Below are 19,651 nucleotides of genomic sequence, written 5' to 3'. Positions count from 1 at the left end.
GTGCCCCTGACCGTCAGCGGGCGTCCGTCTTCGGGGCGCGGGGGGTTGGGGGCGAGATCAGCAGCAGGGCTGCGAGGAGCAGCCCGCCTCCGCATTCGCGGGTGTCGCGGTAGATGCCTTCAGGTTCTGCGGAATCCAGCAGTCCTTCGACCGCGGCGGCAAGGGCTGCCGTCTCGACGGGGGCTGTCAGCTCCGTAGCCATGAGACCACTCCTTCTCTTGGGGAGGCCTTCAGGCTGGCATTCGTTCGATTTCGTCGCAACTGGGACATACCCGAAGGTGGCGCCCGGTGCGGCGCCGGGAACGGCGCCCAGGTCGGCGGGGTTGTACCACCCTCCTCTGACGTCCCGTCCGGCCCACCCGTGCTTCCGAGCGGACAACAAGCCGAAACCAGCGGGCGGGCAAGTCGGGTCGGCAATGCTCCTGCCTGTCACCCGGCTGGTGTGACCCGCGGCAGGGGGGCATTGCGGTGTCCGGCAGCGGTGTCACGACCGGCCCTACCGTGAGCCGCGGGCGGGGGCACAGGCGGCCGGCATCTCACCGAGGCGTCTGCGCACGACCCCGCGTGCTCACTCTCAGGGGAGGAGATGAGGCGCGGATGCGACCTCTCGCAGTACGTCGGACACTCGTGGCCACAGCAGCGGCCGCGGCACTCGCCGGCCTGAGCGCCGGACCGTCGGGACCGGTGGCGCAGGCGGCCACCCGTCCGGCGGAACTCAGCAGCAACGCACCGGTCAATGTCGTGGCGAGCGGGCTGAACGGCCCGCGCGGTCTGGTCTGGGGGCCGCACGGCCACCTGCTGGTCGGCGAGGCGGGCACCATCCCCTCGCTGTGCGACACCACCAACCCGGCGGGGGTGAACTGCTTCGGCCTGACCGGCTCGATCGCGGACGTCTCGTCCGGCACCCCGGTGCGGATCCGCACCGGCCTCGCCTCGCTGCTCAACGGCGGCGAGATGGTCGGCCCCGACGACCTGGAGTACGTCGACGGGCACCTGTACGCGCTGGAGCCCGCGTCACCGGAGTTCGTCCCCGCCGGCCTGCCCGGCCTGACACCCGCGCTGAGCGCGACGCTCACGACGCAGTACGGCGCGCTGCTCGACGTCACCGGCGGGACCCCGAAGGTGATCGCCAACCCCGGCGACGTCGACTACCAGTGGGCGCCGGACCACGACGGCAACCCCTACGCCCTGGCGGCGAACCCGCGCGGCGGCTTCTACGTGATCGACGGGGGCTCGAACACGCTGGACTCGATCGACAGCAACGGCAACGTGCGGGTGCTCGCGCTGGTGCCCAACACCCCGGGCGGCGCGAACTCCGTTCCCACCTGCCTCGACATCGGCCCTGACGGCGCCGTCTACATCGGCGAGCTGACCGGGTTCGGCGGCACGGCCACCGACGCGAACATCTACCGCTACGCTCCGCGCACCGGCGCCCTGACGGTGTGGCAGAGCGGCTTCAGCGCCGTCAACGGCTGCGGCTTCGGCGCCAACGGCGACTTCTACGTCACCGAGTTCGACACCACCGGTTTCCCGTCCCAGGACGTCCCGCCCACCGGCGCGGTCATCCAGATCGGCAGGGACGGCAGGCGCACCGCCCTGGGCGGGGACAAGCTGTTCGCGCCCGCGGGCTTCCTGGCCGGACGTGACGGCTCGATCTACGTCAGCAACTACTCGTCGCTGTGGCCCTTCGGCGACCCGGCGTACTCGACCGCGGGCCAGGTCGTCAGGATCGGCTGACGCCGGCCGGACGGCGCCGGGCCCAGCCCAGGACCGTACGCAGCCAGGCGGCGGTGACCGCGAGGTTCGCGGGGGCGTCGAACCGCCGTTCACGGACGCGCGGTGCCGCCGGCCCGGCCCAGGCGCAGTGCGGAGAGGAGGAAGAAGACCCCGCCGAGGAAGGCGTAGCCGGCCAGGGTCCGCAGGGAGGCGTCGTCCTTGCCGGCCTGCGCGACGAAGGAGGCTCCGGCGAGCGTGGAGATGGCACCGCTGGCGATCATCGGCCACTGGCCTCCCATGCCGCGCCGCAGGACCCCCACGACCAGCTGGACGAGCCCCGCGGTGATCGCCCAGGCGCCCCACACGCGCAGGACGGCCGGAGTGCCGGAGAACCCGGCGGCGAGCAGGATGAACGCGGCGGCCGAGTACCCCGACGCGGCGCACCCGATCCACCAGGCCGTACTGGCCCACCGGCAGTGGTTCCTGGAGACCGCCACGCAGTTGCTGGCGCAGGCCGGCTGCACGCCCGCCGAGGCGGCGGGCCGCCACTACGTCATGCTCCGGGACGGCGCCATGGCATCCGGCTGCCTCTTCGACCCCGCACTGGTCACCGAGACGTTCCTGCACGGCGTCGACGGCCTCCTGCACAAGGGCACGGCCGCCACCCGGTGAGCACGCCCTAGCGCCGGTGCCCGAGTTGCGGATGCACCTCAGCGGGCGGCTGCGGGAAGACCGCGGCCCGGGCGAGGGCCGCGAGCGTGCGGCGGTCGTGGCCCGCGGGGTGGAGTGCGGGGTGCGCGGTCACGTGGACGGTCAGGCCGCGGGCAGTGGCGACCCGGCGCAGCGAACCGGCGAAGGTGCCCTCGCCGACGTAGGCGGGCAGCGTGGTCGGGGCGCCGTTGCGGGTGTAGGCGAGGGTGACCGGGCGCACCGGGGCGCCCGCGTCCAGCGCCGCCTGGAAGGTGGCCCGGCGGAAGGGGCCGCCCGGCGCCGAGCACCAGGTCGTGCCCTCGGGGAAGACCACCACCGACTCACCCGAGCGCAGCAGCGCGGCCAGTTCCCGCACCGTCGCCGGCAGGCCGCGCAGGCCGTCGCGGTCGATGAAGCGGGTCCCGGCCCGCCGCACCAGCGTGCCCACCAGCGGCCACCGGCCCACCTCGCGCTTGGCGAGCAGGGTGGCCGGCTGCACCGCGAGCAGCGCGAGGACGTCGAGCCACGAGATGTGGTTGGCCACCACGAGGGTGCCGGTGGGCACGCCCGCCACCGCGAGCCCGCCCCTGCCGCCGTCGAGGCCTATGCCGAGGTCGGCCAGCAGCCCGCCGGCCCTGCGCCGCACCTCCTCCCCCGACCCGAGCCGCCGGCCGGCCGCCACCGCCCCCGCCAGGTGCGCGCCGAAGGCGGTGCAGCGCCGCAGCGTCACCAGCGGCGGCGCCTTGCGCGGGTGGCCGCCGAGGCAGGCCGCCGAGCAGGGCGACACCGCGGCCCAGGGGCCGGCGTTCACCGGTCCTCGCCGAGGTAGTAGCGCCGGTAGCGCTCGTTCATCCGCTCCAGGTCGAGCAGGACGAAGAAGTCGGCGTCGCCGAAGTCCCGGTCGTGCGCGGGCGCCCCGCACATCCAGGCGCCGACCCGCAGGTAGCCGCGCAGCAGCGGCGGCAGCAGGGCGGGGCTGGGGGCGGCGGGCAGCGGCTGCCCGCCGGTCCAGGGCTCGCGGGGCCGGACCCGGAACTCCGGCGGGCAGGCGTATCTCGTGCTGCCCAGCAGGGCCGCGTTGGCGGCGGCCAGGCCCCCGTCGCCGAGCGGGACGGAGGCGCAGCCGGCGAGGTAGCGGTGGCCGGAGAGCAGCACGTAGCGGGCCAGGCCCGACCACATCAGGTTGATGACGGTGCCGTCCCGGTGGTCGGGGTGCACGCACGCCCGGCCGGTCTCGACCAGCGAGTCGCGCAGGCCGTCGAGCGCGGCGAGGTCGAACTCGCCGTCGGAGTACAGCCGCGCGCAGCGGCCGGGCGGCAGCAGCCGGTAGGTGCCCACGACCTCGCCCGTGGTGCGCTCGCTGACGATCAGGTGGTCGACGTGGGCGTCGAAGTCGTCGATGTCGTGGCCGGGCAGCGGGGTGTGCAGGACGGCGCCCTTCTCCTCGGCGAAGACCTGGTACCGCAGGCGCTGGGCGGCCCGGACCTCCTCCCGCGTGGCGGCGATCGAGGTGACGTACGAGCGAACAGAAAGAGGCATGGGCATGACAGATCACAACTCCCGTGTGCCGGAGCAGAGGTGGCCGGAAACCGCAGGGGGGAACCCGCGCCCATTGATGCCCGCACCCGGTGCCTGCACGGCCCCCGGCCGCCGTCCGGCCGATGGCCGTGCGGTGAATGTCGAAGGTCGGCGGCCGCTACCGGCCGCGCACCGCCCCCGAAGGCGCCCGGCGGCGCCGAAGCGGCGTCAGCCCGCCGCGGGGGACGGGCTGCGGAAGGGCCGGAAGAACGCGCGCAGTTCGGCCGCGTAGAGCTCCGGCTCCTCGAACGCCGCGAAGTGGCCGCCGCGCGCGGGCTCCGCCACGTAGACGGTGTTCGCCGTGCGCTCCAGCCAGGCCCGCGGCGGGCGGACGATGTCGCCGGGGAAGAGCGAGAAGCCGGAGGGCACCTCGACCCGGCGGGCCAGCTGGGCGGGCGGGATCGCCGCGTTGGCGCGGTACATGCGCATCGAGGAGGCGATCGTGCCGGTCAGCCAGTAGAGCGTGACGTTGGTGAGGATCTCGTCCTTGGTGTAGCTGCGCTCGATGTCGCCGTCGCAGTCGCTCCACGCCCTGAGCTTCTCCACGATCCACGCGGCCAGCCCGGCCGGCGAGTCGTTCAGGCCGACGGCGGCGGTCTGCGGCTTGGTGCGGTGCATGGCCGCGTAGCCGCCCTCGGCCGCTCCCCAGGCCGCGGCGCTCGCCAGCCAGTCGCGCTCCTCGGGCGCCAGCGCCGCCTGGTCGCCGTCGAAGTAGGGCACGCCCGCGTCGGTGCGGTGGACGGCCACCACCCGGTCGGGGTGGTCGAGCGCCAGGTAGCGGCTGACGTGGCTGCCGATGTCGCCGCCTGCCGCGCAGAACCGCCGGTAGCCGAGCACGTCCATCAGCTCGGCCCACAGGCCCGCCACCGCGACGGAGTTCAGCGGCGGCCCGGCCGGGGCGTCGGAGTAGCCGTAGCCCGGCATGTCGGGCACGACCACGTCGAAGGCGTCGGCCGGGTCGGCGCCGTGCGCGCCGGGGTCGGTCAGCAGCGGGATGACCTTGGAGTAGCGCCAGAAGGAGTCGGGCCAGCCGTGGCTGAGGACCAGCGGCAGGGCGGTGCCGGCCGGTGCGGCCGCCCGCACGTGCGCGAAGTGGATGCCCAGGCCGCCCAGTTCGGCCCGGAAGCGCGGGAAGCGGGCCAGTGCCGCCTCCTGCGCGGGCCAGTCGAAGCCGTCGGCCCAGTAGGCGGCCAGCTCCTTGAGGTAGCCGAGGTCGGTGCCGAGCGACCACCCGGCGTCCGCGGGCTCGTCCGGCCAGCGCGTCGCCCGTACCCGTGCGCGGAGGTCGTCGACGTCCGCCGGGGCGGCCCGCACGGTGAACGGCTCGGGGCGTGGCGCGGCATCCGGCATGCGGTCACCCTACAATCGCCCCCGGCCGCGCCCCGCAGGACGCGGCGGCCACCGCCTCGCGGGCCTTGCCCTGCACGGGACCCGCAAGGACCCACGCGCAAGAACATTCGTTTTACGATGGACCATGCCCAAGGTCAGTGAAGAGCACCGCGAAGCCCGCCGCCGCCAGATCCTCGACGCCGCCTGGGTCTGCTTCGCGCGCAACGGCTTCCACAAGACGTCCATGCCGGACGTCTTCGCCGAGGCCGGGCTGTCGGCCGGCGCGGTCTACCGCTACTTCCCGGGCAAGGAAGCGCTGATCACCGCCATCGCCGAGACCTCCATGCGCCAGCTGGTCGAGATCCTGGACGCCCACCTGCGGGCACCGGACCTCCCGCCGCCCGAGGAGCTGCTGCCGGAGCTCATGGAGGACCTCACGGCGCTGGGCGGTTCCGCGCCCGCGCCGATGGCGCCGCAGGTGTGGTCGGAGATGATGCGCGACCCCCGGATCGCCGGGGCCGTCGCCGGCACGCTGGGCGACATCCAGCAGCGGCTGGCCGAGATGTGCCGGCGCTACCAGGCGGCGGGCGTCCTCGCCCCCGGCCTCGACCCCGGCGACACCGCCCGGGTCCTGGTCGCGCTGATCCAGGGGTGGATCATCCAGTGGAACACCATGGGCCTGGCCGCCCACCAGCAGATCACAGCCGGCGTACGCGGGCTTCTGACGCGGGCACCACGGTCAGCGACGCACGGCTGAGCGCCTGGCCCCCGCCCTCGGCGACGAGGTGGTCGCCCAGGTCGGCGGGGCTCGGCCGCCCCGAGGCGACGGCGGCGAGGCCGAGCACGATCCATACGGCGAGGACGGCGAGCGGGCCCGCCGAGCCGCTGCCGCCGAAGTAGGCGGTGCCGCGCAGCAGGTTGGCGCCCGCGCCCGGCGGCAGCCAGCGGCCGATGTCGCCCACCGCGGTGGGCAGCAGCTCGGGCGCCGAGGTGCTGCCGGAGAAGGGGTTGCCCACGAAGACCATCAGCACCGCGCCCATCCCGAGCCCGGCGCGGCCGACGAGGGTGACCAGGCCCGCGGTGGGCGCGGCCACGGCCAGCACGGTGAGGGCGAGGCCCGCCCAGGTGGCCGCGTGCTCGTGCGGCAGCGCGCCCAGGAAGCCCTGGGCGACCAGCAGGGCGGCCAGGCCGCCGGCGGCGGACGCGGTGACCAGGGCCACCAGCCGGCGCCGGCCCGGCATGACGGCGCCCGACATGGTGACGACCAGGGCGACCAGGACGCCGCAGATGGTCAGCGGCAGCAGCGCGGAGCTGAAGACCAGGCCGCGCGGGTCGTGCGCGGAGACCGGGACGACGTCGACCGTCCGCACCGCGGCGGGGGCCGCGGCGGACGCGGCGAGCCGGCTTCCCGAGGCGTCGAGCAGCTGGGCCACCGAAGGCCCCGCCGCGCTGGCCTGCAGCACCGTGACGCCGCCGGGGCCGACGACGAAGGCGCCGTAGACGTCGCGGTGCTCGATCGCCGACCGGGCGGCGGCCTGGTCGGGGTAGCGGTGGACGTCGAAGCCGCCGGGCGCCCCGCGATGGAGTCCTTCGGCGGCGCCGCGGGCGGCCGCGGCCGTGCCGACGACCCCCACCGGCACGTGGCGGGGCGCGATCCGCGCCGCCGGCCACGCGTAGGCCAGCACGGCGAGCGTGACCACCAGCGGCAGCCCCACGACGGTGACGACGGCCTGGCGCCACGGCACGACGGCCAGCGGGTTCCTCACGATCACGCTCCCAAAGCGAATGATCATTCTTCTTTCAGGATGAGCGTAGGCCTCGCATCACCCGACAGTCAAGACGAATGTTCGTTTTCTGATACATCCAGCGGCGTTCCTGGCCGTCCCGCGTGTGCACAGGAGAGCGGGCGCATGTCCGTTTTACCGTGGCTCGATGGGATATGTGACGTGGTGGGCCGTGGTCTCGTCCGGGTGTGCTCCGGTCCTGCTGATCGGCGGTTCGACGACAGCGACGGTGCTGGAGGGACCCACCTACAACCCCGTCAGGCAGACGATCAGCGTCCTGGCGGCGGGCAACCCTTCCGGCTACTGGACCCTGACGGTGATGCTGGTCGCGCTGGGCGCGTGCCATCTGGCGACCGCCTTCGGACTGCGCGCGGCCGCGCTCGCCGGGCGGCTGGCGCTGGGCGCCGGCGGGCTGTCGGCCATGGTGCTCGCACTGTTCCCCGCGCCGAAGTCCGGGGGCTCCTTCTCGCACGGCTCGGTGGTCGCGGTCGGCTTCACGCTGCTGGCGCTGTGGCCGGTGCTGGCCTCCTACCGGCAACCGCCCGCGCCCTGGGGGCTGCGGCCCGTGCCGTCGCTCGCGGCGACCGGGATGATGGTGCTGGGCGCCGCGTGGTTCCTGGTCGAGCTGCAGATGCACGGGGCCGCCGGTGTGGCCGAGCGCGTCGTGACGATCGTGCAGTCGCTGTGGCCGGTGGTGGTCGTCGTCTCCTGCCTGCGGCACGGCCGCCGGGCGTGAGCACCCGGCGGGCCCGGCCGCGTGCCGCCCGGACGTCCGTACCGGTCAGCTTTCGAGAAGCGCAGGCCGGTGCCCGGCGCTTAGCTTCGAGTCATGACCTCCATCGCATCAGTCACCCTTGAGGCGGCCGACCCCGCCGCCGCCGCCGACTTCTACACCGACGCCTTCCGGCTGGACACCCAGGTCCAGGTGCGGGCCGCCGAGGAGCCGTCCACCGGCTTCCGCGGCTTCACGCTGTCGCTGACGGTGTCCCAGCCGGCCACCGTCAACAGCTTCTTCGACGCCGCGGTCAAGGCCGGCGCCACCGCGGTCAAGCCGGTCCACAAGTCGCTGTGGGGCTGGGGCGGCGTCGTCCAGGCACCCGACGGGGCGCTGTGGAAGCTCGCGACCTCGGCGAAGAAGGACACCGGCCCCGACACCGGGACGTTCGACCAGCTCGTGCTGCTGCTCGGGGTGGAGGACATGGTCGCCAGCAAGCGCTTCTACGTCGAGCACGGCCTGGCGGTGGGCCGCAGCTTCGCCCGCAAGTACACCGAGTTCGACATGGCCTCAAGCCCGGTGAAGCTGGCGCTGTACGGCCGCCGCGCGCTGGCCAAGGACGCAGGCGTCAACTCCGACGGCACCGGCTCGCACCGGCTGGCGATCAACGGCGACGGCGGACCGTTCACCGACCCCGACGGCTTCGGATGGGACAAGCCGTCGCGGTGACGGCAACCGCACCGCGGCATGGCCTGATTCAACGTTGTAAACAACATATCCGGACATCGCAGGCGGCCCCGCAAAAATAAAAGCAACAAATATTGACGCAAACAATCAGCGCGCGTACGTTCCGTCGCAGCCGTCGGCCGCAGTGCTCCCACCGCACTGCTCCGCCGGCGGGATATTGCTCCCTCCCCCCATCAAGGAGCACACATGCGCAGAACGAGATCCGCTGCCGCGCGCCACCACAGGGCGCTGCTGTCCGTGCTGGCGACCCTCGGGCTCCTGCTCGCCGCGTTCCTGAGCCTGCCCGGCTCGGCAGCGCAGGCCGCAGGCACCCTGCCCTGCGACATCTACGGCGGCGCGGGCACCCCCTGCGTGGCCGCGCACAGCACGACCCGCGCACTCTTCTCCGGCTACAACGGCCCCCTCTACCAGGTCACCCGCGCCTCGAACGGCGCAACCACCGACATCGGGCTGCTCTCCCAGGGCGGCTACGCGAACGCCGCCGCGCAGGACTCCTTCTGCGCGGACACCACCTGTCGGATCACCAAGGTCTACGACCAGACCTCGCGCCACAACGACCTGTTCATCGGCCCCGCGGGCACCGCGGGCGGCGCCGACCGCGGTGCGGACGCCGCCGAGCTGTCGGTGACGGCCGGCGGCCACAAGGTGTACGGCATCTGGGTCTCACCGGGCGTCGGCTACCGCTCGCACGGCGCCGCGTCGGGCACCGCGGTCAACGGGCAGGCCGAGGGCGCCTACATGGTGGCCAGCGGCACCCACGTCGGCTCCGACTGCTGCTTCGACTACGGCAACGCCGAGTCCACCCCCGCCGACACCGGCAACGGCCACATGGACGCCGTAAGCATCGCCACCACCTGCTACTTCGCGCCCTGCAACGGCACGGGCCCCTGGGTCGAGGCCGACATGGAGAACGGCATGTTCCAGGGCGACAACGGCTCCAACACCGCGAACGCCGGCAACAAGAGCGCGTTCGTGACCGCCGTGCTCAAGAACAACGGGCAGACGACGTACGCGATCAAGGGCGGCAACTCGCAGTCCGGCGGGCTGACCACCTGGTGGAACGGCGGCCTGCCCACCCGCGGCGGCTACCGGCCCATGCAGCAGGAGGGCGGCATCATCCTGGGCACCGGCGGTGACAACAGCAACCGCAACATGGGCACCTTCTTCGAGGGCGTGATGGTCGCCGGCTACCCGACGGACGCCGCCGAGAACGCCGTCCAGTCCAATATCGTCTCGGTCGGCTACTCCGGCGAGACCAACGTGCCCAACGGCCCGCAGGGCACCATCACGGGCCCCGGCGGCAAGTGCGTCGACGTCGCCGCGGACGACACCGGCGTCAACGGGGCGGCCGTGCAGCTGTGGGACTGCCAGACCTGGGCCGAGGACCAGTTCTGGGCGCACCACACCAACGGCTCGCTGTCCACGATCGGCCGCTGCCTGGACATCGTCGGCAACGGCACCGCCAACGGCGCCAAGGTCGAGCTGTGGGACTGCAACGGCGTCGGCGGCCAGGTCTTCAACCAGCGCTCCGACGGCTCGCTGTTCAACCCGCAGTCCGGCCGCTGCCTGGACTCCCCCAGCGGCGCCACCGCCAACGGCACCCGGCTGCAGATCTGGGACTGCAACGGCTCCGCCGCGCAGAAGTTCACCCTGCACTGACGGGCTGGCGCACTGACGCCCGGCAGCACGAAGGGGCCGGTTCCGCCACCGCGGAACCGGCCCCGCCGGCCGTTCAGCCGGCTGGTCGGCCAGTCGGCTGGTCGGCCAGTCGGCTGGTCGGCCAGTCGGCTGGTCGGTTAGTTGTCTTCGTACTCGCGCCACAGCCGCACCACGTCGGGCTGCGCCCGGTAGAAGGACAGAAGCTTGAAGTACTCGCCGGCCGGCGACGAGGCGACGTAGGCGATGAACCTGCGCTCGGCGTCCGGGTCGGCCGACGGGGCGTTGCGCGCCAGCTGCTCGATCTTCGGGTCGAGCCGGCCGCCGGTCGTCGCCGCCGGGTCCAGGGTCATCGCGCTGAAGCAGATCCGCTGCACGCTGGGGGAGTCCCAGTTCAGCGTGACGTAGAAGCCGCCGGCCGACCTGGCCAGGGTCTGCAGCGCCTCGCTCGGCTCCGGCATGTCCAGGTCGCCGAGGATCGCGGCGACGTTCTTGGGTTCGAGCAGGTAGCCGTCGGGCGTCTTGAGGTAGACGTTGAAGGTCTTGTGCTCGTAGTCCATGCCGGTCAGCGCCACCTGGTCGGCGACCCCGTGGCGCTCGAAGAAGGCGGCGTTCTCGGCCACCGCCGGCGGCACCGCCCCGATGCCGGTCAGCGTGGAGATCAGCTGCAGGTCGTCCGGCGGGAAGAACTGGAAGGTCTTGGTGAAGCCGCCGACGACGCCGAAGTCCACCCCGTAGTTGTCGATCGGGCAGGCGGCGGCGATGTCCGCGCTCAGCGAGGCGACCGGGTGGTCCGTGCGCGGGGTGATGCCGCCGGACAGCGCGAGCGCGTAGGGGTCGACCTCCTTGGGGATCATCGTGAAACGGCAGCTGAAGTCGTTGCTGCGACGCGCGCTGGTCTCCACCCGGAAGGCGATCGCGGACTGCGGTATCACGTCCTGATACGTCGTCATGATCGGCCAGACGGTCTCGCGCGAGCTGGTCACGCCCGTCTGCCGAGCTGCGTCCTCGATGACCGAGTAAAGGTCTTCCAGCTCCGTCGTCCCGGCCATTCGCCCTCCAAGTTCGAAATGAGACAAGATCACCGACAGTCCAGCGGTCCTCACTGCCCGTGTCCGCATCCTGCTGCTCTGTCACCTGAGCATTGGCCGCAGGCCTTGGCGGGGACTATGGAACGGCTTGGCGCCTGCTTGGCGACATGGCGCCGGGTCGGCCGGACGATGGCCGGAAAGCAGTGGTTCCGCGGGCCTGAGCGGCGGACGATGGGTCGTATGCGCTACGCCGGGTCCCCCAGTTGGCTGATGCGAATCCACTGCCCCCTGGGTCTGCTGATCGGTCTGTACGCCCGTGACGCTGCGGGACTGCGCCCGGCGACCGCCGTCGACGTGCCGCGCCTGGAACCGGCCGTCGAGCTGCGGGCGGACCTGGCGCCGCTGGCCGTCCCCGCGGCCTCGGAGCAGTGGGCGCGCTGGTGGGAGGGGGAGCTGGCCCGGCAGGAGGGCGTCGAGCACGGCTTCTTCGCGCCGGACGCCAGGTTCGGCGACGGGCAGGAGCTGGACGCCCTGGTCCGCGCGCGCCTGGACGACGCCAGGCGGTGGAGCGGCGAACGCGGCCACGAGGAGGCCGAGGCCCACCGCGACGGCAGCTACCCGGATGAGGAGAACGGCCTCGTGCGGGCGGTCGAGGCGGAGATCGGCCGCAAGGCCCGCCCGTTCGAGCTGGAGGTCATCGAGCTGCCGGTCGCGGGCCGGTTCGGCCGGCGCCTGTCCGAGGGGCTTGTGCTGGTGAGCCGGGCGCTGCGCGCGGACCCGGAGGCGTACCGCGACTGGCTGACCCCGGTGCTGCGCGACCTGGCCTGAGCGGCCCGCCCTGCCCGCTGCGCATAGGGTGGCGCGGTGGGTCGCAGATTGCACCGGGTCGCCGTGCTCGTGCTGGAAGGGGCGAAGCCCCTGGACGTCGGCATTCCCGCGCAGGTGTTCACGACCCGCGCGAGCATGCCGTACGAGGTGCGGGTGTGCGGTGCGGCGCCCGGTCTGGTGGCGGGCGGCGACGGGCTCTCGTACCACGTGGCCGACGGCCTGGACGCGCTCGGCTGGGCCGACATCGTCTTCATCCCCGGCTACCGCTTCCCCGACCGCGAGGACCCGCCGGACGCGGTCCTCGCCGCGCTGGTCGCCGCGCGCGACCGGGGCGCGCGGCTCGCGGCCATCTCGACCGGGGCCTTCGCGCTGGCGGCCACCGGGCTGCTCGACGGCAAGCGCGCCACCACGCACTGGCACTACACGCGCAAGCTCGCCGCCAAGCACCCGCTGGTCCAGGTCGACGAGAACGTGCTGTTCGTGGACGAGGGCACCGTCCTGACCTCGGCGGGCGCCGCCTCGGGCATCGACCTGTGCCTGCACATCCTGCGCGGCGACCTCGGCGTGGCCGCGTCCAACCACGCGGCCCGGCGGCTGGTGGCGGCGCCGTACCGCAGCGGCGGCCAGGCGCAGTACGTGCCGCGCAGCGTGCCGGAGCCGCTCGGCGAGCGGTTCGCCGCCACCCGCGAGTGGGCGCTGCACCGGCTCGGCGAACCGCTCACCCTCGGGGCGCTGGCCCGGCACGCGGCGGTCTCCCCCCGGACGTTCTCCCGGCGCTTCGCCGAGGACACCGGCTACACCCCGATGCAGTGGGTGATGCGCGCCCGCGTCGACATGGCCCGCGAGCTGCTGGAACGCTCCGAGCGGAGCATCGAGCAGATCGCCGCGGACGTGGGCCTGGGCACGGGTGCGAACCTGCGCCAGCACTTCCAGCACATCCTGGGCACCACGCCGAGCGAGTACCGGCGCACCTTCGCGCAGGGCGAGTAGCACCGCTGCGGTGAGGGTGGCGACATCCTTTCGAACCATGGCGCTCACGCCGCCGTCATCCGCGGGCGCCGCGCGCGAGCCTGGTGGCGAAACGAAGGGACGCTTCTCATGACTCGTATCGCCATCAACGGATTCGGCCGCATCGGCCGCAACGTGCTGCGCGCACTGCTCGAACGGGACAGCAAGCTCGATGTCGTCGCCGTCAACGACCTGACCGAGCCGGCCACCCTCGCCCGCCTGCTCGCCTACGACACCACCGCGGGACGGCTGGGCCGCCCGGTCACCGTGGACGGGGACACCCTGGTGGTCGACGGCCGCCGCATCAAGGTGCTCGCCGAGCGCGACCCGGCGAACCTGCCGTGGGCCGACCTCGGCGTCGACATCGCCCTGGAGTCAACCGGCCGCTTCACCTCGGCCGAGGCCGCCCGCGCCCACCTGGCAGCGGGCGCGAGGAAGGTGCTGGTCAGCGCCCCGTCGGCGGGCGCGGACGCGACGATCGCCTACGGCGTCAACACCGACGCGTACGACCCGGCCACGCACACCGTCGTCTCCAACGCCTCGTGCACCACCAACGCGCTCGCGCCGCTGGCCTCGGTGCTCGACCAGCTGGCCGGCATCGAACACGGCTTCATGACGACCGTGCACGCCTACACCCAGGAGCAGAACCTCCAGGACGGCCCGCACCGCGACGCCCGCCGCGCCCGCGCCGCCGCCGTCAACATCGTGCCGACCACCACGGGTGCCGCCAAGGCGATCGGCCTGGTCCTGCCCAACCTCGACGGGAAGCTGTCGGGCGACTCGATCCGGGTCCCGGTCCCGGTGGGCTCCATCGTCGAGCTGAACACCACCGTGGCCCGCGACGTCACCCGCGAGGACGTCCTGGCCGCCTACCGCGCCGCGGCCGAGGGGCCGCTCGCCGGCATCCTGGAGTACTCCGAGGACCCGCTGGTCTCGGCGGACATCACCGGCAACCCGGCCTCGGCGATCTTCGACTCGGCCCTCACCCGCGTCGACGGCCGGCACGTCAAGGTGGTCGCCTGGTACGACAACGAGTGGGGCTTCTCCAACCGGGTGATCGACACCCTCCAGCTGCTGGCCGCCTCCTGACCGGGCTCCGGTCGGCGACCGGGCGGCGGTACCGCGGGAGGCCTTCCCCGCGCTGCCGCCGCCCTCCGCCGCTCCGGGCGCGTGCCGTCAGCCGGCGGCCTGCCACAGGGTCGCCTCGGGTGCGTCCGGCGTGAGGACCGCGGAACCGGTCCAGTCCGCGAAGGAGCCGGACGGCAGGTAGTCCTGCTGGAGGAAGAACGCGCGGGTCACGGCGGTCACGGTCAGGGACGCGCCGGTCTCCGCCACCGGGGTGCGCAGGGCCACGATCTGCGCGATGTCCGACTGCGTGGTGCCGGCCGGGAGTTCGACGGTGGTCGCCGCGGTGCCCTCGCGGGTGATGGACCACGTCGGGTCGACGTGGTTGGAGCGGTAGAGCGTCGGGTCGCCCTTGAGCCGCACGCCGATGGACAGGCCCACGCTGCCGGCGTCCGTCGAGGGCGTCGCGGTGTGGGCGACGGCGAGGTAGAGATACGTGCGCTGGTCGCCGAGTTGGGGGGTGGCCGGGTCGGAGGGCGACTCGATCTTGCCCTCGCGGGCCATCTCCTGCGCCATGACCGGGTAGAGCCACGGGTTGACGTCCATCATGTGCTCGCGCGGCTGCCCCGCGGGCAGTTCCTGGACCGGCGCGGGCGAGAAGCGCATCGGGTCGTCGACGGTGTCGCACAGGTTGTTGTTGGAGGTGCAGGTCTCCAGGCGCGGCCGGTTGCCCTCGTAGGCGCCGGCGAAGACCAGCGTCTGGTGGTTGGCCGCCTGGTAGACACCCGTGCCGGGCACCGGCGTGCCCTCCGCGTCGACCTCGACGTCGTACGCCCACTCGATGTCGGTGGTGCGGCCCCAGCGGGCCATCAGCGCGGGCGAGTTGGTGCCGCCGTCCTCGTTGGTCCAGATGACGGTGTACTGGAGGATCCGGTGTCCAGGCGTCTTCGCCGGAAGGACCTCGTGGTACGAGTACAGCGGCGCGTCGGTGGTCGCGCTCTGGAAGGCGCTGCCGAGCCCGGGCAGGTTGCGGCCGTAGTAGACGGGCGCGTTGCGCAGGATGAGCCCCATGTCGGTGTTCTCGCCGTAGACCTGCACGGCGACCGCGCCGAGCCGCGCGCTGCGGGCGCCCTGCGGTGAGCGGTCGGCGGCGAAGCGGAACTCCAGCCTGTGCGGGCCGCGGTCGAGGCGGCCCAGCGAGAAGCTGCGGGAGATCGGCTGGTCGGCGGGGATCACGATGTCGGTCGCGTAGCGGCCGTCGACGTACGCGGACACCACCGCGGACTCGCTGCCCGCGGTCCCCCAGGAGACGCCGGGCGCCTGCGACTCCAGTGTCACCACGGCCTCGCCCGACCCGCGCACCACGAAGGGCACCGTCCGCGCCGGTCCGCCGCGCCGCACGGTGACCTCGGGTGCGTGGCCCTGCCCGTGGGCCGCGCTGCCGGAGCCGGTCTGCGGCGCCGCCGCGGCCGGCGAGGCGGCCAGCCCGAGCACCGGCCCGGCCAGCAGCGCCATCGCCGCGCCCCCGGCCAGCCCCATGACGCCGGTACGGGGTCGTGACCTGCGGATGTCCTTCATGTCGGATTTCCTCTCAGCCGGTGCGCGTCCTGCCTGGGTCATGACGACGGTGCAGCAGGACGGCGACGGCTGGAAGACGGCAACGGCAACCCGGGCTGAACTTCCGTGCCGGAAGGGACAGTCGGGGCCGAAGGGGGATCAGGCGAACTGGCCCGGCTGGTAGGAGCCCGCGGGCTGCCTGATGATGACGTTCATCCTGTTGTAGGCGTTGATCACCGCGATCAGGGCCACCAGGGCGGCGAGCTCGTCCTCGTCGTGGTGCTTGGCGGCGTTCGCCCACACCTCGTCCGGGACCCCGCCGGCCGCGTCCGCGATACGGGTGCCCTCCTCGGTCAGCTCCAGGGCGGCCCGCTCGGCGTCGGTGAAGACGGTGGCCTCCCTCCAGGCGGCGACCAGGTGCAGGCGCTGGGCGGTCTCCCCCGCCGCCTCGGCGTCCTTGGTGTGCATGTCGGTGCAGAAGCCGCAGCCGTTGATCTGGCTGGCCCGCAGCAGCACCAGGTCCTGGGTGGCCCGGGGCAGCGACGAGTCGGCGACCGCCTTGCCCGCCGAGTTGAGGTACTTGGTGAACTTCTGGCCGGTGGTGCTGGTGTAGAGGTTCAGACGCGCGTCCATGACTGGCTCCCTGATCTGCTGCGATGCTCTGCCGTCGCCGGCGGGTACACCCCTCTGACGTAGCGGACCGGGGTGATGTGACCGGCCGGCGTGTGACGTGGCTCTCAGCGTTCGAGGGGTCGCCGCATGCCGGCGCGGCGGCCCTGGGGACCGCCGCGCCGGTGGTGCGTGGGCGTTCTAACTCGCGCTGCAGGAGAAGGACGGCCAGGTGGTCGAGCCGTTCTTCTGTACTGTCAGGCCCCAGTTGTTGCCGCTGCCGTTGGGCTTGGCGACCAGCTGGTACTGGCTGGGGTAGCTGGCGCTGATGTTCCAGGTCGACATGACCACCTCGGGGGCGGGCATGTTCACCGTCACGGTCCAGTTGCTGGAGCCGGAGACCGAGACGTTGAGGTTGTACCGGTCGCTCCACTGGTCCCCGGCCGTCACGTTGGCGGTGCAGCTCCCGCCGCCACCGCCGGTCGTGCCGCCGTTGGTGGTGCTCCCGGTCGTGCCGCCCGTCGTGGTGCTGCCGGTGGTGCCGCCGCCCCCGTCGGGGGCCACCGCCCGGCCGGTCTGCGGGGAGATCATGCCGTAGCACATGCCGCGGCTCGCGAGGTTCTGCGCGATCTGCGGGATCGCGGCCAGCGTGTTGGCGGGCCACTCGTGCATCAGGATGACCTGGCCGTTCTGCAGCTGCGCGTTGGCCGCGACGATCGCGGCCACGCTCGCGCCGTTCCAGTCCTGCGAGTCGACGTCCCAGATGACCTGCGTCAGGCCGTACTTGGACTCGACGCCCTGGAGCGTGGAGTTGGTCTCGCCGTACGGCGGGCGGAAGAGCTTCGGGGTGCCGCCGCCCGCGCTGGCGATGGCCTGCTGGGTCCTGGAGACCTCGGAGTCGATCTGCGCCTGGCTCTCCTGGATCAGGTGCGGGTGGGTGTAGCTGTGGTTGCCGACCCACATCCCCGCGTTGACCTCGGCCTGGACCTGCGCGGGGAACTGGGCTGCGTACTGGCCCTCGTTGAAGACCGTGGCCCGCAGCCCGTTCTGCTTGAGCGCGTTGAGCAGGGCGGGGGTGTGGTCGTTGGACGGGCCGTCGTCGAAGGTGAGCCCGACGTAGCCGTTGCAGGTCGCGGCATGCGACGGCGTGGCGCCGGTGGTGAAGGTCAGGGTGGTCGCTACGGCCATCGCGGCGACGGCGAGCCCGGTGACCAGGGTGTGCGCCGAGAGTTTCCTTGGGATACGCATGCGGGGTGCGTCCTCCTCGTGAGGTGGGGGGATCGAGGGCGTCAGGTGCTGCTGCAGGTCAGTGCGCTGGGCGGGGTGGCGGAACTTGCGTTGGCGACGAAGCCGAAGGTGGTGCTGCCGCCTGCGGCGACGGTGGCTGGGCGACGCGTTCGGGCGGCCGCCGCCGCCCACACCCGGGGTCGATGTCGGGGGAAGCGCATGGGGGGAACCTCCAGTGGGGGGCGCACGGTCGGCACGCGGGGAGGTGCCGCTCTCGGGTGGGGGTCCGAGAGCCGCGAAGGTGCCGTAGACCGGGCCGGGGGCTGGGAGCGCTCCTAGGTTAGGTACGGGTCCCGAGCGTGACAATATGCGGAACGCGGGTGCCTCAGCTTGGCCGTTTTCCCACCCGAGGCGGGTCTCGGATCCCCTCAACAGGCGGGCGGAACGGCGGAAACCGGCCACACACATCACGCTGACCTGCACATTTAGCAGCCGAACATTTTCAGCCACTTTCCGGGACAACAGCGAAACTTTCGGAAATCCATGCGGGTGAATCCCTGATCTCCGCTCAGTGAGGAATACCCCCTGGGGGTATATGGTTGGCACAGGTCGAGCGCAGTGCGATCCGACCGCTCACGAAGGAGACGGGGCCATGGACCACTCCCACCACGGACATCACGACCACCACAGCGGGCACGCCGGCCCGCACGCCGGCCACCACGGCGGCGGGCAGCCCGGCTCCCGGGCGGCCGGCTGGCGCACCGCCGCGCAGGCGACGCTGCACTGCCTGACCGGCTGTGCCATCGGCGAGGTCCTGGGCATGGTCATCGGCACCGCGGCCGGTCTGCACAACGGCGCGACGGTGGCCCTCTCCATCGCCTTGGCCTTCGTCTTCGGCTACGCCCTGACGATGCGCGGCGTCCTGCGCGCCCAGGTGCCCTTCCGGCAGGCGGCGAAGATCGCGCTGGCCGCCGACACCGTGTCCATCGCCGTGATGGAGCTCATCGACAACACCGTGATGGTGGGGGTGCCAGGCGCCCTCGACGCGGGCCTCGGCGACGCGCTCTTCTGGGGCTCGCTCGCCTTCTCCCTCGCCGCCGCCTTCGTGATCACCACACCGGTCAACCGCTGGATGATCGGCCGCGGCAAGGGCCACGCCGTCGTCCACGCCTACCACTGAGCGGGACGCGCCTCAGCGCTGCTCCCTCTGCCAGGGGCTGACGCCCAGCTTCCCCGTGGTGCCCAGGTCGAGTTCCGGCGTCACCGTCACCGCGTGCGTGCCCGGCTGCGCGACGACCCTGACGTACGGGACGTCGACCGCCGTGCCGTCGGTGACGGTGTTGCGCCACATCAGGCCGGACGTCGCCCGCTCCCCCGGCTGCAGGGTCATCGCGCGGGGCGCCTTGTCGAAGTCGGTGCCGCTGGAGATGCCGCCGCTGCCGTGCAGGACGCTGACGCCGCTGACGGGGCGGTGCCGCGGGTCGAGGAGCTGGATCTGCGGGAAGCCGCTGAGGCGGTAGGGGCGCTTCGAGCAGTTCTCCAGGTGCAGGCCGACCACCCGCAGCCCCATCGCGGCGTCGCCTTCGTCCGCGGAGACCCGCACCCCCGAGGCCGGGCACGCGCCCGGCGCGATGGGAGCCTCGTCGGCGGGGACGCTTCTGACCCGGTAGATCCTCACGTGCGCACCGGCGCCGTGCCGCATGATCACCCCGGCCTCCGCCGTGGCCGCGGCACTCGCGCCGGGTTTCACGCCGGACACCGTCCCGCTCGCGTTCGCCAGCGCCTCGCCCGAGGGCGCGATCACCTCGAACTCGACGGTGTAGGTGACGGGTCGCGCCTCGTGGTTGGTGACCCGGAAGCCGACCTCCACCCTGTCGTGCGCCGACGTGCCGCAGCCGATCGCGCTCCCGCCGACCGCGGTGATCTCGACGCCGTCCGCCGCCGCGGCCGCGGGGTCCGCGGGAAAACCGCACCGGGCGGCGGCGGTCGAGCCGGGGCCGGCGCCCGCGGAGCGCTGCGTGCCGGACACCTCCGTGCCGCACGCCGTCAGGAGCAGGGCGCCGAGCAGGACGGGGGCGGAGAAGGCGAGGCGGTTGCGCATCGGACCACCC

The 19,651-nt window shown here is 73.0% G+C and carries 19 protein-coding genes and 2 pseudogenes; 10 read left to right on the top strand and 11 right to left on the bottom strand.

Annotated elements, in window-relative coordinates:
• Nucleotides 1-13: 13 nt before the first annotated feature.
• Nucleotides 14-202 carry a hypothetical protein gene (locus tag NFU81_RS32670; protein ID WP_251498321.1) on the bottom strand — a complete coding sequence of 63 codons (189 nt, stop codon included), beginning with the start codon at nt 200-202 and terminating at the stop codon, nt 14-16.
• Nucleotides 203-627: 425 nt separating this feature from the next.
• Here NFU81_RS32670 and NFU81_RS32665 point away from each other — a divergent pair, with 425 nt between their 5' ends.
• Complete coding sequence (locus tag NFU81_RS32665) at nt 628-1,737, top strand: ScyD/ScyE family protein (protein ID WP_251498317.1); 1,110 nt, start codon at nt 628-630, stop codon at nt 1,735-1,737.
• A gap of 89 nt (nt 1,738-1,826) precedes the next feature.
• On the opposite strand, the pseudogene NFU81_RS32660 reads toward NFU81_RS32665, so the two are convergent.
• Nucleotides 1,827-2,114: pseudogene (locus tag NFU81_RS32660) on the bottom strand (DUF308 domain-containing protein); the annotation flags it as partial.
• A 10-nt stretch (nt 2,115-2,124) separates the two neighbouring features.
• Between NFU81_RS32660 and NFU81_RS41440 the strand changes: the two are divergent.
• Nucleotides 2,125-2,388: pseudogene (locus NFU81_RS41440) on the top strand (TetR family transcriptional regulator); the annotation flags it as partial.
• Nucleotides 2,389-2,395: 7 nt separating this feature from the next.
• Here NFU81_RS41440 and NFU81_RS32655 read toward each other — a convergent pair.
• The 3 genes from NFU81_RS32655 to NFU81_RS32645 form a co-directional block, all read right to left on the bottom strand.
• Nucleotides 2,396-3,217 carry a lysophospholipid acyltransferase family protein gene (locus tag NFU81_RS32655; RefSeq protein WP_251498311.1) on the bottom strand — a complete coding sequence of 274 codons (822 nt, stop codon included), beginning with the start codon at nt 3,215-3,217 and terminating at the stop codon, nt 2,396-2,398.
• The gene (locus NFU81_RS32650; RefSeq protein WP_422665347.1) at nt 3,214-3,951 is read right to left on the bottom strand and encodes a GNAT family N-acetyltransferase; all 738 of its coding nucleotides are present in this window, start codon (nt 3,949-3,951) and stop codon (nt 3,214-3,216) included. The genes NFU81_RS32655 and NFU81_RS32650 overlap by 4 nt, the downstream gene beginning before the upstream one ends.
• Nucleotides 3,952-4,152: 201 nt before the next feature.
• Nucleotides 4,153-5,334 carry an epoxide hydrolase family protein gene (locus tag NFU81_RS32645; RefSeq protein WP_251498306.1) on the bottom strand — a complete coding sequence of 394 codons (1,182 nt, stop codon included), beginning with the start codon at nt 5,332-5,334 and terminating at the stop codon, nt 4,153-4,155.
• Between the two features lie 124 nt (nt 5,335-5,458).
• Between NFU81_RS32645 and NFU81_RS32640 the strand changes: the two genes are divergently transcribed.
• Nucleotides 5,459-6,070 carry a TetR/AcrR family transcriptional regulator gene (locus NFU81_RS32640; protein WP_251498303.1) on the top strand — a complete coding sequence of 204 codons (612 nt, stop codon included), beginning with the start codon at nt 5,459-5,461 and terminating at the stop codon, nt 6,068-6,070.
• Here NFU81_RS32640 and NFU81_RS32635 read toward each other — a convergent pair.
• On the bottom strand, nt 6,012-7,085 hold the full coding sequence (locus NFU81_RS32635; protein ID WP_251498300.1) for an ABC transporter permease: 1,074 nt from the start codon (nt 7,083-7,085) through the stop codon (nt 6,012-6,014). The two genes, NFU81_RS32640 and NFU81_RS32635, sit on opposite strands and share 59 nt — an antisense overlap.
• A 160-nt stretch (nt 7,086-7,245) precedes the next feature.
• Here NFU81_RS32635 and NFU81_RS32630 point away from each other — a divergent pair, with 160 nt between their 5' ends.
• The 3 genes from NFU81_RS32630 (at nt 7,246) to NFU81_RS32620 (ending at nt 10,218) form a co-directional block, all read left to right on the top strand.
• Nucleotides 7,246-7,833 (top strand): DUF998 domain-containing protein, encoded by a 588-nt coding sequence (locus tag NFU81_RS32630; RefSeq protein ID WP_251498297.1) that lies wholly within the window; start codon nt 7,246-7,248, stop codon nt 7,831-7,833.
• A gap of 93 nt (nt 7,834-7,926) precedes the next feature.
• Entirely contained in the window at nt 7,927-8,541 is a 615-nt protein-coding gene (locus NFU81_RS32625) for a VOC family protein (RefSeq protein ID WP_251498294.1), read from the top strand.
• Between the two features lie 204 nt (nt 8,542-8,745).
• A complete protein-coding gene (locus NFU81_RS32620) occupies nt 8,746-10,218 on the top strand; it encodes an arabinofuranosidase catalytic domain-containing protein (RefSeq protein ID WP_251498291.1) in 1,473 nt (490 codons plus the stop codon).
• Nucleotides 10,219-10,355: 137 nt separating this feature from the next.
• Here the strand turns inward: NFU81_RS32620 and NFU81_RS32615 are convergent, their stop codons facing one another.
• Nucleotides 10,356-11,267 (bottom strand): aromatic prenyltransferase, encoded by a 912-nt coding sequence (locus NFU81_RS32615; protein ID WP_251498289.1) that lies wholly within the window; start codon nt 11,265-11,267, stop codon nt 10,356-10,358.
• 219 nt (nt 11,268-11,486) lie between these two features.
• On the opposite strand from NFU81_RS32615, the gene NFU81_RS32610 reads away from it, so the two are divergent.
• From NFU81_RS32610 to gap, 3 genes are all read left to right on the top strand, one after another.
• On the top strand, nt 11,487-12,074 hold the full coding sequence (locus tag NFU81_RS32610; RefSeq protein WP_251498286.1) for a hypothetical protein: 588 nt from the start codon (nt 11,487-11,489) through the stop codon (nt 12,072-12,074).
• A 36-nt stretch (nt 12,075-12,110) separates the two neighbouring features.
• Nucleotides 12,111-13,064: a GlxA family transcriptional regulator gene (locus NFU81_RS32605; RefSeq protein ID WP_251498283.1), complete on the top strand. Its 954-nt coding sequence runs from the start codon at nt 12,111-12,113 to the stop codon at nt 13,062-13,064.
• A gap of 108 nt (nt 13,065-13,172) precedes the next feature.
• Nucleotides 13,173-14,171, top strand: coding sequence for a type I glyceraldehyde-3-phosphate dehydrogenase (gene gap / locus NFU81_RS32600; protein WP_251498280.1), 999 nt, complete (start codon nt 13,173-13,175; stop codon nt 14,169-14,171).
• An 87-nt stretch (nt 14,172-14,258) separates the two neighbouring features.
• Here the strand turns inward: gap and NFU81_RS32595 are convergent, their stop codons facing one another.
• The 3 genes from NFU81_RS32595 to NFU81_RS32585 all read right to left on the bottom strand — a co-directional run bounded on the left by NFU81_RS32595 (nt 14,259) and on the right by NFU81_RS32585 (nt 17,561).
• Entirely contained in the window at nt 14,259-15,725 is a 1,467-nt protein-coding gene (locus NFU81_RS32595) for a hypothetical protein (RefSeq protein WP_251498277.1), read from the bottom strand.
• 138 nt (nt 15,726-15,863) lie between these two features.
• Nucleotides 15,864-16,337, bottom strand: a complete 474-nt coding sequence (locus NFU81_RS32590) for a carboxymuconolactone decarboxylase family protein (protein WP_251498274.1) — start codon at nt 16,335-16,337, stop codon at nt 15,864-15,866.
• 177 nt (nt 16,338-16,514) lie between these two features.
• The gene (locus tag NFU81_RS32585; protein WP_251498271.1) at nt 16,515-17,561 is read right to left on the bottom strand and encodes a polysaccharide deacetylase family protein; all 1,047 of its coding nucleotides are present in this window, start codon (nt 17,559-17,561) and stop codon (nt 16,515-16,517) included.
• 631 nt (nt 17,562-18,192) lie between these two features.
• Between NFU81_RS32585 and NFU81_RS32580 the strand changes: the two genes are divergently transcribed.
• Complete coding sequence (locus tag NFU81_RS32580) at nt 18,193-18,720, top strand: DUF4396 domain-containing protein (protein WP_251498268.1); 528 nt, start codon at nt 18,193-18,195, stop codon at nt 18,718-18,720.
• Nucleotides 18,721-18,732: 12 nt separating this feature from the next.
• Here the strand turns inward: NFU81_RS32580 and NFU81_RS32575 are convergent, their stop codons facing one another.
• Nucleotides 18,733-19,641 carry a DUF4232 domain-containing protein gene (locus tag NFU81_RS32575; protein WP_251498265.1) on the bottom strand — a complete coding sequence of 303 codons (909 nt, stop codon included), beginning with the start codon at nt 19,639-19,641 and terminating at the stop codon, nt 18,733-18,735.
• Between the last annotated feature and the right edge of the window lie 10 nt (nt 19,642-19,651).

Source organism: Actinacidiphila cocklensis (assembly GCF_907177275.1).
Taxonomy (GTDB): domain Bacteria; phylum Actinomycetota; class Actinomycetes; order Streptomycetales; family Streptomycetaceae; genus Actinacidiphila; species Actinacidiphila cocklensis.
Note: the sequence above shows the minus strand (reverse complement) of the source record. Positions and strands in the feature narration are given on the sequence as shown.